We start from the raw sequence: 15077 nt of genomic DNA, 5'->3' as shown, positions 1-15077 counted from the left end.
CCTTAGCCCTCCGCCACGATATCTGCGATTGTTTTCTTCAGCACGCGCGTCACCTGTTCCAAAGCGCGTTTGTCATCCTTGTTCAGCCCCTTAAGCGGGGGCCGCATCGAGCCTGCGTTGATCCCGTTCATGGTGACGCCATGCTTGATGGTCTGGATGAACTTGCCGCCCTGTTCCAGCACCCGCATCAACGGCATCATGGCGGACATGATGCGGCGGCCCTTTGCGAAGTTCCCTTCGACAACGCAGGCTTGATATAGTGCCACATGTTCGGCTGGCAGGAAGTTCGACCCACCGCAGACCCAGAACGGTGCGCCCCAGGCGAAGAATTCCAGCGCCTGATCATCCATGCCGCAGCCAAGCTGGATATGCGGGTAATCCCGCGCCAACAAATGCACCCGGTTGATATCCCCTGAGCTTTCCTTGATGCCGCAGAAGTTTCGGCTGCGCCCCACGCGGTCAAGGAATTCTTCCCCCATCATTGTACCGGTGCGGTGCGGGTAGTTGTACAACATCACCGGCAAGTCAGCGGCCTTGTCGATAGCCAGCGCGTTCAGGGCGTTTTCCCGATCGGTCGGCACAGAATAGGGTGGGCTGGCCAGCAGGATCGCGTCTGCGCCAATCTCACGCGCGCCCGAGGCCAGCGCGATGGAATCCGGCGTCAGCATCGCTCCAGTTCCGACAACCAGAGGCAACCGGCCTTTCAACTGCTTATGCGTGAACGACGCCAGTTCCAGCCGTTCTTCGACGGTCTGGGCATAGTTTTCACCCGTTGACCCGCCCGAGATCAGCCCGTGCACACCATTCTCGATCAGGTATTCGATCACGTGGGACAGGGCATCCCAGTTCACGCGGCCATCTTGGTGATAGGGCGTGACCACCGGGGTATAGATCCCCTCAAATCTGAAAATCGGGTTCATTCCGTCCTCATGCAGGTTTCGAAAGGGGCGGGATACCCATCGGGATATCCAGCGCAGCAGGCATCACGAACAGTTCGATTTGGTCGCGTGACAGGTTCCAGTGGTCCTCGGCCAGCTGCGCAGCAGCCGCCTCATCGCCCGCCTCGATGGCGGCGATGATGGCGTCATGCTGGCGACTTGCCTCGGACAGGTTTTCGGTCTTGTGCGCGGATTGGGGTCTATAGAAGGTCATCCCGATCCGGGCATGGTCGATCAGCAACCGGTTGAATGATGGCCGCAAGTAGACATTGTCTGACATCTCTCCGGTCACATCATGAAAGCGGTTATTGGCCAATGCCCGATCTTCGGCGGATCCGGATTGCAAAGCGGCCTTGAACGCCTGTTGCGCGTCTTTCAGGTCGTTGATCTGCGTCCGCGTGGCGTTCTGCGCGGCAAGTCGCAAAACTGCGCCATAGACCATGGGTGCCGCCAGAAAGAAGTCACGCAGGGTGGTATAAGACATCTCGGACACCCGGGCACTGCGGTTGGTGCGCAAGTCCAGATAGCCTTCGCCCGCCAGTTGCCGGAACACTTCGCGCAACGGTGTCCGGGACAAGCCGAAAGCGTCGGAAAGATGCGCCTCGTCCAGATCTGTGCCTGGTTGCAGGCGCAGCGTCAGGATCGACACCTTCAGGTGCTCCATCAACTCTGCCTTACGGGACTTGGCGTCGTCTTTCATCCGTTCCTCCAACAGTCGCTGCGCGAATCGTGCCGGCCATTTCGTTCATTCTCTGTATTCCAATAAAATACAAGTTGTATACAGAAAAGAATCGTGCAGCATAGGCCGTCGACCACGTCAAACTGAATCGGACGTCTATGCGCCAACCCCGTCACATCACTTTCATCCTGATCGAGGAATTCTCACACCTCGCCTTTTCCTGCGCGGTCGAGCCGCTGCGCATTGCCAACCTCGTCAGTGGTGAAAATCTGTATGAGTGGTCTTTTGTGTCTGAACACAGCAAGCAGGCCGTCTGTTCCAACGGGTCGGTGACATTGGTTCATGGTGGACTGGATGCGCTGCCAAAAACAAACCAGCTGTTCGTGCTGTCGGGTATTCATATGCGCAACCATGTCTCGCGCCCTTTGCTTGCAACCCTGCGGCGCGAACGGGCACGGGGAACCGCCATCGGCGCCTTGTGTTCGGGCGCGTGGTTGCTTGCCGAGGCAGGGTTTCTGGATGGGATGCAGGCCGCCATTCACTGGGAGTACCACGATGCCTTTATGGAAGCCTTTCCCGAGGTGAACTTGGTGCGCAGCGTCTTTGTCGCCGATGAAAAGCACATCACTGCCTCGGGTGGCACGGCGACCGCCGACCTTATGTTGCACCTGATTGAACGGGACCACGGCCAAGAGTTGTCCATCGCGGTTGCTGACCAGATGGTCTACAACGCCGTGCGCAATGCTACGGCTAAACAGCGTGTGTCTCTTCAATCGCGCAACGGGATGCGTAACGCGCATCTCGCCAAGGCAATTCATATCATGCAGGACTGCATTGAGGCACCGGTTTCCCCATCTGATATTGCCGGGGGTCTGGGGATTTCAACGCGCCAGTTGGAACGGTTGTTCGGCAAATACCTCAACACGTCGCCCAAGAAGTACTTTATGGAGCTTCGGCTGGAGCGCGCGCAGAAGCTGCTATTGCAGACCGAAGCATCCGTGACCGAAGTGGCAATGGCCTGCGGGTTCGAAAATCCGGGACATTTTTCGCGCGTTTACCGGTCGAGTTTTGGTGTGACGCCACATGCCCAAAAGAACAAGATAGACTAAGTGATAAGGACGGGGGGAGCGTCTCTGTCCTAAGGCGAGCCTGGCTGAACAGGCGCTCACCCCCTGATCCTGCTTCGTACCCCCTCGTTAAAACTTTACTGGTAAACTGGTCAGCAGGATTGAGTATTCATACATATCGAAGTGGGCATAACTATTACAAGATCGTGTCAGATATGTGTGCTTTTTGTTTAAAACATTAACGTTTGCGGTGTTCACCAGTTGACCAAATGGCTCAAAACAGGCCAACTTATAGGGTGAAATGTATAGACAGACTCTGAAGTTGGCCAAAAAAGACGACAAATCGGGAAATTCTGACCGCAATTCCCATGCCGGCGATGCCGTCAGATTTTATATCTTCATCACAAATTGACGGTGGAGGATATCAATGCACTTGGAAATCGGTAAATCTGACTCCCGCTTCGCCAACGGCGCGGTTTCTCGTGCCAGTCGCGAGCGTCAGATTTGCGATGCGGCCAAATTGGCCGAAGCTGCCTTTTCCGAACTCACCGCTGTTGCAGACCGCGCGCCGGATATGGCGGCGTCCAACGGTCAGGTTTTTCAGGTGTTCCGTTGGTTTTTCTTGTCGGCTTATTGCACGCGACTGCTGACCAACGCCGCCCATCGCCTAGAGCGTCAGACTTTGCAGGTCTCGATGGATGTATTCAGCGCAGTTCGAATGGCCCTGCCGGAGTCCGAGGTTGAGGTTTCCATGGCCTTGGCTCGCGATAAGGCGACAACTCTGGCCGCTGCGCGCACGAACAAAATAGGATGCCGCGGACATTCTGCGGGCTGGATCGCCGCAAAGATGAAACAGCAAGGCCGGAACATCCCGTCTGAGATCAAAAGCTCACTAGCTGGTGCATTGTCGGCGTCGGAACGGCGCATTTGACGCATTCAACGGTACCGTCGCAAACTGGGTGATTTCTAAAACGGGCTTTCGGGCGTGAACCGCACAGCCCTGGTTTCGGGCATTTGTGGCGCAACCAGCGCGACAACCAGATTCCACATTCATAACAAAGCAGCGCTTGCGTTTAGCAGTGGAGATTGGATGGTGCTGCTGGAGAGAATTGAACTCTCGACCTCTCCCTTACCAAGGGAGTGCTCTTAGTGACGCTGGATCGCGTTGAATATATAGAACTATATATATTATATATATTTTTACTAAAGAGAATTGCGCTATGTTGCGATGATTGTCTAGTGTTGTGGTCGCCATGTGGTCGCCATTAAGGAAGCTGGCTTATGTCCCGTTCTACACCCAAGATCGTCCAGATCGCCCCAAAACCACGCAGCCGACGCCAGACCCTAACCGAAGCTAAGGTTCGCGCGGCAACACCCCGCAATCAACGATACGAGATTAACGACACTGACGTCCCTGGCCTTGCATTGCGCGTAGGGGCTGAAGCCAAGGTTTACATCTTACGCTCGCGCCTTGGGACCGGTCGCGCAGCCAAGCGTGTCCAGATCAAGATTGGCGACAGCCGTGCGATCACGCTCAGACGAGCGCGCGACTTAGCGCGCGCCCACACCCTTGATTTGCGCAAAGGAATCGACCCGCGCGTTCCACAAATTGGTGCGATCCTCACGGCTGAGCTTCTGGACCTTTACGAACAGGACCTAGTTACACGCCAGATTGTCCGCACCAAAGACATGATGCAGTCGCTGCGTGCGAACCTTCACCCGCACCGCACCCGGCCCATCGGTGATCTGACACGGCTCGAACTGACCACGATCATCGACCGCATCGAGCATTCCGGTCGACCCGGCGCTGCCGGGTACTTCCGCAAGAACACCACCGGCTTCCTTAATTTCGCCGCGGATAAGGGACACCTCCTAGCCTCCCCCCTTGCAGGATACCGCAGACCCCGTCCAACGCGTGCGCAACGCCTGACATATGATCAATGGACCATGAATGAGCCGGACCAAATTCACCGTTTCCTAAAAGCCCTCAGCGCCTCCCGCGACCCGGTCTTCCAAGCATTTCTGCGTTTCGCCCTTTTGACGGGTCAACGCCGCAACGAAATCGCATACATGCGCTGGGCAGAGCTCGACAAAGAAATTTCAGTGTGGAACCTGCCCGCAGGGCGAACCAAGACAGGCAATGCACACGCTGCTCCTCTCGCCCACCTGTCTAGGGCATTGCTGATAGATCTCGCCAAACTGACTGGGGCAAAACCAGGCAAGACCGACACACTAATCTTTCCCAGCGCTCGCAAGCCAAATTCTGCTATGTCTGGCTGGTCTAAGCGGATTATCCCGATCCGTATGGCATACGGCGACGACCGCCTCAGTATCCACGGTTTGCGGCGCACATATCGCACTGGCTTAACTGAACTTGGGATCGACTTTGATACTGCCGAACGCATGATCGGACACAAACGCCCCGGTCTAGCGGGCACATATGACAAATCCTCAATCCTCGACCGCCGTGTTGAAGCGCAGGGAATTTGGGAAGAGCACATTGGCGTTTTGTGCTGAAGCTGAGATGATCCGCGAAGATCGGTTACCTTGGAGCCGTCTGATAGGGGCTCCCACCTGTGTCGCTTTGCCTTGTTAAGCGCGGCTACAGGTCCGCTGCCAAGCTAGATATACGCTCGCGTTAGTTTCCGCCACGCCGTCCAATCACCCTCCTGAGCCTTGGCCCAAGCAGCCACTAGGGCGGCCTTTCGGATAAGGCCGTTCGTAACGCCCATCGTATCGGTGGCCAGCCATTCGGGCGTTCGCACTAGGTCCGGCGGTGGTCGATTCCCAATAAGCCACTCGCGGGCTGCGCGCGCTGCACGGTTGGGGCTTGGCTTTCCCGCCAGTCTCCGTGCCCCGTGCTTGATGCACCTCGACGTGCCGTACATGGCCCAGCCCCGGCAGGGGGTGCCGTCCATTTTAGTGGCGCCGCATCGCTTGTGCTTTCCGCTCCCGAAACCGTGCCTGCGGGCCATCTCACGAGCCAGTTCCGGATCGCGGCTGACTGGGCGCAAATTGGCCAGTTGTCGTGCCCGAACCTGGGGATTGGTCGCCAGCGCCATGCTTCTCCTCTCGTCGCTGCTTCACAAGAAATATTAGGGGCTTGCCTATCTTTTACTTCGTCAAAATCACCCATTGTAGGTGCATTAAAGCAGATGAAGCCTGACTTTTTGATAGTTTATGTGCGTATTCGCCAAAAGAGGCTCAATCTGCGCCTCGGCGTGAGTTGGCTCTCCTTCGATGGTTTCTGCCCCTTTACCATCATGCCCATCAATGATCGTACATTGGTGGAACTGATGGTACGGAACCGAGGGCGAGCGGGGTGTGGTGTGCGCTGAAGGCACACCTCCACCCTTGTATAGGCCGTAGAGCTGATCGACGAACTACCATCATCATTTTTCTATAGGGGTAGGACGATGGTAGTATCGCCAATTTCTGCTCCCTCTCACAGGCTGATTTGTTCTCTTCCAGCATCCGAAACAACGGCAGCTTGAACCTTCCGGATCTTGTTCTGTGCTCTGGGGTTTGGCTTCTTTTCCATGATGACCAAACCCCGCTCCCGGATGGCCTTCTCGAAGCTTTTGGCATCGTGTTTCACCCCGCCGTCTTCGGCGAACGCCTCATTGCAGACCTCCTGCACGATCTGCGAGAGTGTCGGTGCTGTGGTATTCTTCTTTGTCGTTTCCGCGAACAGTACGATTTCCTCGGCATCGATCCTCTCGACGACGCCGGGCCAGAGCGACATGTGGAAGCCTGAAGTGGTCTGCGGCGGCCACCATTCGGCTGCGGCCTGTATCTCGAAGGATTCCCCGGTCTTGTGGTCCGTAAGTTGCACTGGTTCGATCCGGAAGAAAAACCGCCCGCCATCCGGTCCGAGGCTGACCTTTCCGGTATCCAGAACGCGGATCACCTTCCGATCCTTCTCTTCCACATGCCACTTCTGAGCCTCGTCGTTCGTCAGGCGTCGGAGGGTGACGGTTGCTCGGGATGCATTTACGAGCGGCAGGCCGCCGCTGATATCCTCGGGATTGGGTGCTGCGGAGTTCGATCCCTTTCGCATGTGGTGCACAAGCAAAATGGCCATGTTTAGTTCTTGCGCGACGGACTTCAGAGCGTTGGCGATCATGTTCATCATCTGAGGCGAGAGTTCGAAACCACCTGACAAGCCGAAGAGAGGATCTATCATGAGGAGGTCCATCTGATTGGCGCGGACGACTTCCTTGATCCACGAAATTGCGTCTTCGTCGATTTCGGGTTGGCGCGTTTTCGAGTCCACCCCGATAAGCTTGAACCAGTTGGGGAGCTTGTCATACCCGAAGACGCTGAGCCGATCCTCGATGTCAGCCTTGCGCCAATTGTGGGCTTTCGACGTTGCCGCGACGAGACGCCTGACCTCTTCGGTCTCATCCTCGGTGCTGATGTATCCGACGTGGAGCGCGCCCTCATGTAACTCGATCCCGAACCTCTTCCGACCGGCTGCGGTAGCCATGGCAAGCGCGATGCAGATCGTGCTCTTGCCGATGCCGGAGACCGCTCCCATGATGCAGAGTTTCTGGCGGGCGATGATGTTACCGAGCAGTAGGTCGCGTTTGGTAACGAAAAGGTTGGACAGATCGATTACGCCTTCGGCGGCGGTCACCAAGGCGGCCACTTTCCAGTCCTCGGGCGCGACCTGCACCGGCTCATCCTCTACGACGATACTTACATCCTCCAGCCCCTTGGCCCCGAACACCCAATGCCCGTTCTTGCGCACGACCGTGTAGCCGTACTCGGCAGCCTTGTCCTGTATGACGGATGCAACGCCCTTGGCTGAAGTGACAATTTTCTTCGCGGTTCGCTTGAAATCTGCCTGTTTTGTTCTGTCGTTACGATCCTCAAAGCCCAAATTGCACCTCCCGGAACGTGTCGGCCGCGATCTTATGGGCACGGTCGGTTTCGTAGTGGAGCATTTCGCGGGCATCAATCCCGCCGAACTGGGCCATGGCATTGATAAGCACGAAGGCGGTGTCGTAACGGTAGCCGTTGCAGATGAACCGTGCGATCCTTTGCAGGGCCTCTACGTCGCCGTCGAAGGCGGCATCCATCAGGGCGACCATTTCGGCGCGCGGATTGCAGATCACCGCGTTACGATGCGGCGACCATCCCAACTCGCGCGCGATGTAGAAGAAGGTTCCGGGCCCGATTTCCCGGACATCGTGAATGCTGTTCCAGAGCCGTGCAGGGCTCGATCCATCCTTGCGGCCAACTCCATGTGCTCGACCCAGCGCTGACCATTCGTAGAACGCCTGCTCGATGCTGATTGCGGTCGCGGGATCAGCTTCGGCGGCCGCCGCCCAGCAGGCGTGCGCCATTCTCACCCACTCATCCCGTCCCAGTGCCGGGTTAGGCAAAATCGCCAGAATGTCGGGGATCGCCGTCAAATCGTACAGGTCTTCGGGCAGAGCCATCCGCAACCCCTGTCGCGCCTCGTTTGATTTCACCTCTACACGGCTTGAGACCACCCTACGGGTCTCGGCCGCGCCGTTGATGCAGGTGGGCGTTCCCGGTACGTGGTTGAACGTCAACAGGATGAAGCGGGCATTGCTGCCATAGAGCCCTGCGCCGTTCCGCTCCCGGGTGCCATTGTCACCCTTTGCGCGGGCGCTGAGGACGTGAAGGCCGGTGCCGGAGGTAACTGACCTCTTTGTAGCTTTCAGGCGCCTCCAGCACCGGCCCGAGCCAGTCTGCGGTGATCTCGCCAGTCTCCGGGTCGCGGACCTTGTCGAAGTCCATGACGACCATGGCGCTGTCCTCGCGTGGCAGGTAGCCGATCCCGAACCGAACGACGGGATCGAAGCGATCCGCCTCCTCCCGCCCGGCGTTGACCCTGTCGATGCGGGCGTTGATTTCGTTGATACGACGGTTTAGGCCATTGGCCTTCTTTGCGGCGGCCTCTTGGTTGAGGATGGCCACGCGCTCGCGATCCGCTGGCAATCCGACCTGCGCATTCACGGGCACCTTACTGTTCGTGGTCGTGACGGCCGCTACGCACCAGTTCTTCTCAACCTTCGCGGCGTCCCAAACAGGACCTTTAGGTAGCTGCTTCATCTCCGATCAGGCCACGTGATGTTCAACTACATCGCCGGTTGGCAGTCCGTCCGCCCAACGCAGAATGTCTGCGCCGCGGTACCGGATTTTGCGTTCTCCGATGCGGACGTACAGCGGACCTGTGCGGTTTGCGCGCCAGCGCCGGACGGAATGAACCGACACGCCGCAAAACGCAGCAACATCGTGGTCGGCGTAGAGGTGGTCCGGGTGTATTGGCATTGTCTTCTCCTCTTGGGAGAGCAGACAATCTCAGCACACTGCACCCCCATATTTTCAGGGTAGGTGAGGGTGCCGATTGGCCTCATACAAGCTATGCATATTGCATAGCGGAAGCAAATGGTGTCGTCAACGAACCAAGAGTCACCATTGGCGGCGTTTTAATTGCAACATGCAAAATAGAGCGCACCCGGGCGCGCTAGACACGGAAATTCCTCGCAGAAATTGATCCTACTCTCGCGGAAAGGTTCCGATTGGAGACCGAAGAGTGGTAGCTTTAGAAGGCGAGATTTGGTGACAGTTCTTTAGATGAAAAGATCTTTTACGGCAGCGGTCCGCTACATAGCGGACATCGAAATAAGGGCATCTTGTGACCGCATGGAGCCCTCAGTGAACGATGCGGCGCGATCAACCGACGACGGCTATGCGCAGAAAGCGGGCTTTGCATAGTTCGGAATGCGGCCCAAGCCGGACATGAGTTCAGAATTCATTTGTTGCGGAGGGTTCTCCAAAGCTGCCGTTCACACGCGGCGCTTCGTTCACATGGTCGGCATGTTCGCAGCGCAGGTTCACCCGACATTCGAGTTAACAGAAAGACGTATCCAAGCGGAACGCCCTAATATCAAGGCCGGTTTAAAACAAAGTTCGGTACTATCCCTGCCTTCATGATCGCTGCTTCAACATCATGCCCTGCGAAGAAACCGAATCCAGAGATGAGCGCGGAAGCTATGCCTGCATTTCGTGCACCTAGAATGTCGGTGTGCAGGCTGTCGCCAACCATCAGAACCCGGGACTTGTCGATGTGCCCCAGGCGGCTGAATGCAAGATCATAGATGTTGGCGAAAGGTTTTCCAAAGAACTGAGGGGTGACGCCTGTCCGGTCTGCTAGCCGGTGCGCGTAAAGACCGGGTTCTTTGGAGAAACCGTACTCGCGCGGAGCGACAATGTCAGGATTACCCACCAATACCGGGCGGGGACGCTCCAGCAAAGCGGCCTCTAACATGGCTTGTCGCGTTTCATTCCAAACAGCTGACCCAATCATCAAAAATCCGTCGACGGTTTCGTAGGGCTTCGGGTCATCCTCCAGGTAGGATAGATTCAACTCCTCCAGATCGCGAAGGCCGGCACTTGGAGTTGCCATCAATCCCCAATGTAACTCATTTTGGCCATTTAGCTCAGACAACAACGTGGCCCGACTGGTGATCACGTCTTGTGGCGCGAAGTTGTAGCCAAGCCCATAGTATTTCTCGATAAGAGTTGTGTGGGGAAACCCTGCAGCATTCGATACGACCAGAACACGTTTGCCGGCGGCTGTCAGCGACCTGACCCGATCTGGTGTACCTGGGATTGCCGTATCACCAATATTGAGAACCCCGAAGGCATCGAGGAGGAACACGTCAAACTCGTGAGCGATATCCTCCAGCGTGTCCGCCTGATGATAGCTCACTTCAGTAGATCTGGGTTGCGGAAGGCGATGTCTTACAGCCTCGTAGGCCTCAAAAGCCTCTTGCGCAGAGAAACCAGTCAAATGATGGCCCCTCTTACTTTCGCCGAAACCCATTCGCTTATCATAACCGCGACCAGAATTACAATCAGGATCAGACTAACTTGGGGCCAAGCCAGAACATTTAGCGAAGCTGAAAGTTGCAACCCTATCCCCCCGGCACCAACCAGCCCCAAGACAGTGGATTCGCGGATGTTGATATCCCAACGGAAGACAGCAATGCCTGCGAAAGCTGGTAGGATTTGCGGAACGATCCCGTATGCCATGACCTGCCAGCGCGACGCACCGGTTGCCGTGATCGCCTCGACCTGCGTGCGATCGATTTCTTCTATGGCTTCATAAAGAAGCTTTGCGCAAAACCCTATTGAACGGATGGCGATTGCTACAACACCGGCAAAGACGCCAGGTCCAATAATTGCAATCAAAAGCAGCGCCCAGATTAGCGAGTTGATTGAGCGGGTAGAGACAATGACCAGCAGCGCTACGGGCCGTATGAACAGGGCCGACGGTGTGGTGTTGCGGGCTGCAAGAAAGGCTACCGGCACAGCCAGGCACAAGGCAATGATTGTACCCAGTGTAGCTATGTTCAAGGTGTCCCAAATCGGGCGGCCCAGCTGAGTGATGTAGTCCCATTTCGGAGGCGTTGCACGGGTCCAGATATCGTTGGCAATGCGGGGTGCGTCCCAAACGAAAAACCACGTCGTCGACTCCGAGATGAGCTGCCAGCAATAGACGAAGATCGCTACCCCCAACAGCCAACCGAACCATCGAACCAAACTCTGACCGGTCGTCCGCCGGCGCCAGATTTGCGTATCGTCGCGTTCAAGTACCGGCATTACTGAACCCTCGCCCGGATAACTCCCGAAAGGTATTCAAGAGCCATGACGATCCCGATGATAAGGGTCAGAATGGCCGCAGCCGTGTCGTATTCATAGCGATCAAACGCAGTGTTCAGTGTCGCACCAATACCGCCAGCGCCCACGAGACCAAGAATTGCGCTTTCTCGGAAATTTATGTCGATCCGGTACATAGAAAGCCCTACAAGTCGCGGCATCACCTGAGGCTGAACTCCATAATTGATCCATTGCGGCCAACGTGCGCCGGAGGCCTTGATCGCCTCGGCCTGAACCTTGTCCATCGCCTCGATATCTTCGGCCAAGAGTTTTGAGAGAAACCCAATGGTCGCGAAAGAGAGTGTTAGAAACCCTGCCAGCGGACCAAAGCCGAAGATAGCCACTAGCAAAATCGCCACGATAATCTCTTGCAACGCCCTACTTATCGCGACAATGCCCCGGCAAATCATGTAGATTGGCAAGGGGGCAATATTGCGTGCGGCCCCCAGACCAATTGGGATCGAAATCACGATACCCACGACCGACGCAGCCACGGTCATAATGATACTCTCGAGCAGACCGCTCCAAATGTCTGACCACCGCGAAACGAAGTCCGGGCTGGTAAATGCAAGCACAAACGCCCAACCCCTGTCCAACCCTTCATAGACGCGGCCCCAATCAACTTCGATGGTCATGAAAGCCGCTATCAGATAGGCGAAAAACCCAAGAAACAATGCCCACCGGAGCAGTGGGTTTTTGACAAAGGCAGGCTTACGCCAGCCCTTTCCCAACATGTCGTCCAATTCTTGATGGCTCATTCTGCAGCCTCGACATCTTCATCTTCGTCCACTTTTTCGATTGTCGCTTCCCAGTCTTCCTCCCCATAAATTTCGGTCAGCTTCTCGGGGGTGAGGCCTGTCGGAAGGCCATCATATACAATTTCGCCAAAGCGGAGACCGACGACGCGAGGAACAAACATTTGGGCGAGTGCCACGTCATGGATATTGATGATCGCCGCCAATCCGCGCTCCTGACACAGCTCAGTGATTAGCCGCATTATCTGACGGCTGGTCTTTGGGTCCAGCGACGCAGTTGGCTCATCAACCAGCAACAGTTTCGGGTTTTGAATCAAGGCGCGGCAAATACCAACCCTTTGGCGTTGACCACCCGACAGTTCATCTGCCCGTTTATCCGCCATGTGTAACAGGCCAACCCGATCAAGCAATCGGAAGGCCTCATCTACATCTGGCTGGGGATACCGCCGCAGAAAGCTGCGCCAGAACCCGACGTAACCCAACCTGCCGGACAACACGTTTTCCATTACCGTCAGGCGTTCGACCAGGGCATATTCCTGAAAGATCATACCCATTTCACGACGTGCTTTCCGCAGCGCACCTGAGCCGAGCTTGGTCAGGTCCACGTCATCCAGAAGGACGCCGCCGCTTGTGGGTTCAACCAAGCGGTTTATGCAACGGATCATGGTCGATTTGCCCGCGCCCGAGGGCCCAATCAACGCAAGAACCTGTCCCTTAGGCACCTCAAGATCAATAGCTTTCAAAGCCTGATCCCCGGTCTTGTATGTTTTCGTCAGCTTTTGAAGACGCAGCATGAATTGCCCCAGATTAGGGTGGACAGCGGGCCCGTTGAGGCCCGCCTGATTATTGGAGTATCACTGACAGGCGTAGGAAACGCCATTTGCTGCATCAATCTTGCGAATGACGTCCCAGAATTCCTGGTAGGTCATTTCAAGAAATTGGCCTTCGTTCGACTTTGAAAACTCAGCCTCAAGTGTCGTGCCCTCCCAGTCGAAGCTGAAGAAGGCATTGCGGATTTTCTCCTGCAACTCGGGTGTCAGATTGTAAACAGTGCCAAATCCAGTTGTTGGGAAAGTCTGCGATTTGTAGATCGTGATGACGTCATCTTCGTTGATCACATCGCGCGAAATCATTCGCGATTTTACCGAGTTCGCAATTGAAGCCGCTAAGTAGTCTTTGTTGGCAACACCTAGGATCGAGTTGTCATGCTTGCCCGAATAGACAGGCTCAAAATCGCGTTCGGGCAGAAGATCAAAGTCGCTTTTCAGGATCGCGGAAGGCGCCTTGAATCCCGAGTTCGATGTAGGGGATGTAAAAGCCAGTTGCTTTCCCTTGATGTCTTCAACCTTTTCGATACCCGAACCCGGATAGGTGATGATTTCCATCTCGTAACCAAAATTACCGTCCTTCGAAGCCATTATTGTGAATGGACGGAACCCTGCGCAGTTTACCGCAAGTGGGTTGGAGCCGGTGTTGAATCCCGCAATATGCAGGCGCCCTGAGCGCATCGCCTCGATCTGGGCTGCGTTGTTCTGGACTGGGAAAAAGACAACTTCCTTGCCCGTTTCTGCTTTCAAATGGTCGAGAAAGTCTGACCACGCAGTTTTGTATACGGCCGGGTCTTCAACCGGCGTGTAAGCAAAGATCAAGGTGTCTGGATCTATTTGCTCGGAAGGGTCTGTAGGGATATCCGCGATCAAATCCCCGTCGGCATCACAAAAACGCTCGTCCAAGTCACCGCGTGGACAATCCTGCGCCGACGCTATTCCACTCATCGACATGAGTGCGATTGCAGATGCCCCAAGCAATAGTTTGATATCGATCTTCATGTTTTCCTCCCAGTCATGTGCGGTGCTTTTTGTCCGCTGTTAATCAATCATTTTATGTCAACCCGGCGACAAGAACGTCGACCTCGGCGCCCTCAATAGCGTTACGCAATTCTCCTGTTGGTTTTTTGTCGGTGACTATGGAATCCAAGTCGTTAAGGTCTCCTACTTGAGACAAGCCTTTCCGGCCGAATTTCCCGGAATCAACCAGAAGGTGCCGTTTCTCGGCACGCGTCAGCATCACCGTTTTTACTGCCGCAAAGCCCCGCACTGTTTCTGAAGGACCTTCTGTCGACAACCCAGAGGCACCGATCATGCACCTGTCGACGTTGAAACGGGAAAGAAATTCCAGCGTCTCGGTTCCGATAGTTGCAGACTCAGTTGCCAAATATTCCCCTGGGCATAACAGGACTTGTGCAGCCCCATGGCCAAGGGTCATAGCTACGGGAATGGAATTGGTAATTACCGTGCAAGGCGTACCAATATAAGCCAGTGCACGTGCCATTTCGATTGTGGTCGAGCCGGAATCAATCATGACCGTTTCACCGCTCTGGATCAGTTCTGCAGCAATGGCACCTATCCGTTCGCGTTCCTCAACCTGAGCGTTTGTTCGTTCATCCAAACCCGGATAGTGCCCTTGCGCAGCGGCTGATGCCCCCCCGTGTGCCCGGGCTATCAACCCGTCGTTCGACAGAGCATCGAAATCTCTACGTACCGTTTCGTTGGAGACGTTGAACCGCTGTGCCAGTTCGGTGATGCGAACGTGCGGGCGCAGCTTCAGCTCCAACAATATCTGTTGGCGCCGGTCGGACTTCTTTACCCGGCTCTGGTTCTTTTCAGACATTTTGCCGCGCGTTTTTGTTTTGGACATCCGACGACCCGACTAGGCTTCGCAACCTACTTTTGTGGGCTTTCGGTCATATTGCAATATTTTTTGTTGCATAACCCTCAGAAAGTTGTGAGAATTCGAGCGAACACAAGTAATTCGAAGCGCAAAGCGAAGATGCACAGGTTGATCAAATTCAGAATACGAGCCAAGGCAAAGCGTTAACCGGCCAACCTGCCATTCAGACAGCTTCCTTTTGGTTCTTGATCGTTTGGCATTGAGGGGT

General features: G+C 55.6%; 16 protein-coding genes. 3 read left to right on the top strand and 13 right to left on the bottom strand.

All coding sequences use genetic code 11. From position 1 onward, the window contains the following. Window positions 1-2 precede the first annotated feature (2 nt). Window positions 3-920 carry a dihydrodipicolinate synthase family protein gene (locus AC2FGC_RS06840; RefSeq protein ID WP_496725479.1) on the bottom strand — a complete coding sequence of 306 codons (918 nt, stop codon included), beginning with the start codon at window positions 918-920 and terminating at the stop codon, window positions 3-5. A gap of 7 nt (window positions 921-927) precedes the next feature. Continuing rightward, window positions 928-1638 (bottom strand): GntR family transcriptional regulator, encoded by a 711-nt coding sequence (locus tag AC2FGC_RS06835; protein WP_496781789.1) that lies wholly within the window; start codon window positions 1636-1638, stop codon window positions 928-930. A 137-nt stretch (window positions 1639-1775) separates the two neighbouring features. On the opposite strand from AC2FGC_RS06835, the gene AC2FGC_RS06830 reads away from it, so the two are divergent. From AC2FGC_RS06830 to AC2FGC_RS06820, 3 genes are all read left to right on the top strand, one after another. After that, a complete protein-coding gene (locus AC2FGC_RS06830; RefSeq protein WP_496725481.1) occupies window positions 1776-2726 on the top strand; it encodes a GlxA family transcriptional regulator in 951 nt (316 codons plus the stop codon). Between the two features lie 385 nt (window positions 2727-3111). Further along, window positions 3112-3615 carry a hypothetical protein gene (locus tag AC2FGC_RS06825; protein WP_496725482.1) on the top strand — a complete coding sequence of 168 codons (504 nt, stop codon included), beginning with the start codon at window positions 3112-3114 and terminating at the stop codon, window positions 3613-3615. 350 nt (window positions 3616-3965) lie between these two features. Beyond that, window positions 3966-5201 carry a tyrosine-type recombinase/integrase gene (locus tag AC2FGC_RS06820; RefSeq protein WP_496781787.1) on the top strand — a complete coding sequence of 412 codons (1236 nt, stop codon included), beginning with the start codon at window positions 3966-3968 and terminating at the stop codon, window positions 5199-5201. Window positions 5202-5305: 104 nt separating this feature from the next. Here the strand turns inward: AC2FGC_RS06820 and AC2FGC_RS06815 are convergent, their stop codons facing one another. The 11 genes from AC2FGC_RS06815 to AC2FGC_RS06765 all read right to left on the bottom strand — a co-directional run bounded on the left by AC2FGC_RS06815 (window position 5306) and on the right by AC2FGC_RS06765 (window position 14836). Further along, window positions 5306-5746, bottom strand: coding sequence for a hypothetical protein (locus AC2FGC_RS06815; protein ID WP_496781785.1), 441 nt, complete (start codon window positions 5744-5746; stop codon window positions 5306-5308). Between the two features lie 383 nt (window positions 5747-6129). Beyond that, window positions 6130-7569 (bottom strand): AAA family ATPase, encoded by a 1440-nt coding sequence (locus AC2FGC_RS06810; RefSeq protein ID WP_496781783.1) that lies wholly within the window; start codon window positions 7567-7569, stop codon window positions 6130-6132. Beyond that, the gene (locus AC2FGC_RS06805) at window positions 7559-8131 is read right to left on the bottom strand and encodes a PriCT-2 domain-containing protein (protein ID WP_496781781.1); all 573 of its coding nucleotides are present in this window, start codon (window positions 8129-8131) and stop codon (window positions 7559-7561) included. Before AC2FGC_RS06805 ends, AC2FGC_RS06810 begins: the two co-directional genes overlap by 11 nt. Window positions 8132-8309: 178 nt before the next feature. After that, on the bottom strand, window positions 8310-8771 hold the full coding sequence (locus AC2FGC_RS06800) for a hypothetical protein (protein WP_496781779.1): 462 nt from the start codon (window positions 8769-8771) through the stop codon (window positions 8310-8312). A 6-nt stretch (window positions 8772-8777) separates the two neighbouring features. Next, window positions 8778-8990 (bottom strand): helix-turn-helix transcriptional regulator, encoded by a 213-nt coding sequence (locus AC2FGC_RS06795; protein ID WP_496781777.1) that lies wholly within the window; start codon window positions 8988-8990, stop codon window positions 8778-8780. Between the two features lie 619 nt (window positions 8991-9609). Next, window positions 9610-10548: an HAD-IIA family hydrolase gene (locus AC2FGC_RS06790; RefSeq protein ID WP_496781775.1), complete on the bottom strand. Its 939-nt coding sequence runs from the start codon at window positions 10546-10548 to the stop codon at window positions 9610-9612. After that, window positions 10512-11327, bottom strand: coding sequence for a phosphonate ABC transporter, permease protein PhnE (gene phnE, locus AC2FGC_RS06785; RefSeq protein ID WP_496741240.1), 816 nt, complete (start codon window positions 11325-11327; stop codon window positions 10512-10514). Before phnE (AC2FGC_RS06785) ends, AC2FGC_RS06790 begins: the two co-directional genes overlap by 37 nt. After that, window positions 11327-12142, bottom strand: a complete 816-nt coding sequence (gene phnE, locus AC2FGC_RS06780; RefSeq protein WP_496741242.1) for a phosphonate ABC transporter, permease protein PhnE — start codon at window positions 12140-12142, stop codon at window positions 11327-11329. Before phnE (AC2FGC_RS06780) ends, phnE (AC2FGC_RS06785) begins: the two co-directional genes overlap by 1 nt. Further along, on the bottom strand, window positions 12139-12933 hold the full coding sequence (gene phnC / locus AC2FGC_RS06775; protein WP_170560047.1) for a phosphonate ABC transporter ATP-binding protein: 795 nt from the start codon (window positions 12931-12933) through the stop codon (window positions 12139-12141). Before phnC ends, phnE (AC2FGC_RS06780) begins: the two co-directional genes overlap by 4 nt. A gap of 60 nt (window positions 12934-12993) precedes the next feature. Further along, window positions 12994-13968: a phosphate/phosphite/phosphonate ABC transporter substrate-binding protein gene (gene phnD, locus AC2FGC_RS06770; protein WP_496781773.1), complete on the bottom strand. Its 975-nt coding sequence runs from the start codon at window positions 13966-13968 to the stop codon at window positions 12994-12996. 52 nt (window positions 13969-14020) lie between these two features. Continuing rightward, entirely contained in the window at window positions 14021-14836 is an 816-nt protein-coding gene (locus tag AC2FGC_RS06765; RefSeq protein WP_496781771.1) for a DeoR/GlpR family DNA-binding transcription regulator, read from the bottom strand. Window positions 14837-15077: the final 241 nt, after the last annotated feature.

Source organism: Ruegeria sp. CDSC054 (genome assembly GCF_059610645.1).
Note: the sequence above shows the minus strand (reverse complement) of the source record. Positions and strands in the feature narration are given on the sequence as shown.